General features: G+C 60.1%; 2 protein-coding genes. Both read right to left on the bottom strand.

What is annotated here, in order from left to right:
• On the bottom strand, positions 1–440 hold a 440-nt coding region (locus tag ACMRQN_RS03820), incomplete at its 3' end, for a transposase-like zinc-binding domain-containing protein (protein ID WP_418733893.1).
• A gap of 179 nt (positions 441–619) precedes the next feature.
• A complete protein-coding gene (locus tag ACMRQN_RS03815) occupies positions 620–1,975 on the bottom strand; it encodes an IS3 family transposase (protein ID WP_418733892.1) in 1,356 nt (451 codons plus the stop codon).
• Between the last annotated feature and the right edge of the window lie 46 nt (positions 1,976–2,021).

Here is a 2,021-nt window from a genome sequence, read left to right as displayed (position 1 = left end):
CCGCCGTCGGTGACCACGACGTCGGGCGCCGGTATCGGCTCCATGAGCGCCGACCACGCCCTCGAGTTCTCGGATTGCGCCATGTACCACGAGACCACCCGATCCTCGCTGCAGCAGATCAGCACGACCAGGCGTTCCGCGAGCCAGATCCCGTCGACGAAGAGGACCCGGTGGAACTCGCCGTCGGGCACCGGCATGGGCCAGACCTCCCAGAACTCCGCGGTCCTGCGCCTGAAGGTCCGGCCGGCGCCGGGCATCTCGAGCTGCGTGTCCTTCGACAGAAGCCACGACAGGAACTCGTCGAAGCGGGCGGCGGTGTCGTCGTAGCGCACGGTGGTCGATGCGCCGCAGGCGGCGCATCTCCATCTCTGCGCCCCCGAGGAGGTTCTGCCGTTCCTCTTCGTCGGACCGCCGCAGTAAGGGCATTTGACCGCCTTCATGGCGCCACCTCTTCCGATGAGCGTTTTAACGTGTCGGAAAAAGGCTATCCACCTGGCGCGACGACGGTTGCACGGACACACATTTTGTCCGAGTGCTTAAATAGAACGCACGAATTTAAGCAGGCGAAAAAGAGGCATCGGCCTGCGCCGATGGGGGTGCGCCCCAAATACTGGAGAGGCTAGGCGGCTAGACCTAGCGATTTTCTATACTGCATCGGGCTCATCCATCCCAGCGATTCCTTGATGCGCCCATCCCTATAGTAATTCATGTAATCATCAAGCTTTGCCATGAACCCTTCTATCGATTCGCCTCCCCAATCCCTGTCGTGGAAAAATTCGTTCTTGAGCCGCCCGAAGAACCCCTCGCACGCCGAATTGTCGGGAGAGCAGCCCTTCTTCGACATCGACCTGATGATTCCGTGCTCCTTGCAGATTCGAACCCATCCCGGCCATCGGTAATGGCATCCCCGATCGCTATGGCAGACGGGACGGTCCCCGTCTGCCAACTGCGAGCACGCTTCTTCGAGCATGGAGTTCGCCATCTCGGCGTTAGGGCTCGTTCCGATCCTCCAGGACACCGGCATCCCGTCGAAGCAGTCGATGATGGGGCTCAGATAGACCTTTCCGGCAGGTATGCTGAACTGGGTGATGTCGGTGAGCCAGAGCCTGTTCGGGGCATCGGCATGGAAGTTGCGGGCAACGAGGTTGGCGGGGGCTTCGCCGATCTCGCCGGCGTATGAGCTGTACGAGCGCTTCTTCCTGTGGTAGCCCACCCGGCATCCCTCCTCCGCCATGAGGCGGCGGACCGTCTTGCCCGACAAGACGATCGGATCCTTCCGTTCTCGCAGCTTTTGGCGAATGTAACGGTAGCCCCTCACGCCCTTCGCGAGGGAGAATTCCTCCCGGATAGCGATTCTGGCCCGCTCATAGCGGTCCGGTCGATTGCGCTTCGCCTTGCAGTAGTAGTAGCTGGAGGATGATAGCCCTACGGCAGCAAGGGCTTCCTTCACATTGAATCTCTTAGACAGGGCATCGACGATCGCCGCCAGCTCATCGTTGGTCGGATCCCCGATGCCCTCTGCTTTTAAAACCTTCACCGTGCTTTCGAGCACTGCCGTCTTCAACTCCAGTTTGCGAATACGCTCCCTCAGCTCGGCCTCGGTCATCTCGTTGATTCTCGACTCGCTGATGCGCTTAACCTCGCCCGAGTCAATCTCCGGGATATCCATATCGCCTCCGGCCATGTGTTTCTTCTTCCAATTGGATATGGTCGGGGCAGATACGCCGAGCAAGACGGCGACCTCGTCGAGCTTCATCCCATGGCCGCCGTATGCAAGGGCGAGCGCCTTCCTCACCACATCATCCGGGTATCTTACAGGATGCGGCGAGATCTTTCTCGACAGCCCATCGCGCTTGCGCTTCCAAAGGGATACGGAGGTCTTGCTGACCCCGAAACGGCATGCGGCTTGCCTGCACGTATGGCCGTCGTCGATGTAAGCGAGAACCTCGCTGACAACTTTCTGAGAGTACGCCACGGCTTTCTCCTTCGAGACAGCTCTCCAACTTTATGGGCGCACCCCC

The sequence above is a fragment of the Ellagibacter sp. genome (genome assembly GCF_048412355.1).
Taxonomy (GTDB): domain Bacteria; phylum Actinomycetota; class Coriobacteriia; order Coriobacteriales; family Eggerthellaceae; genus Ellagibacter.
Note: the sequence above shows the minus strand (reverse complement) of the source record. Positions and strands in the feature narration are given on the sequence as shown.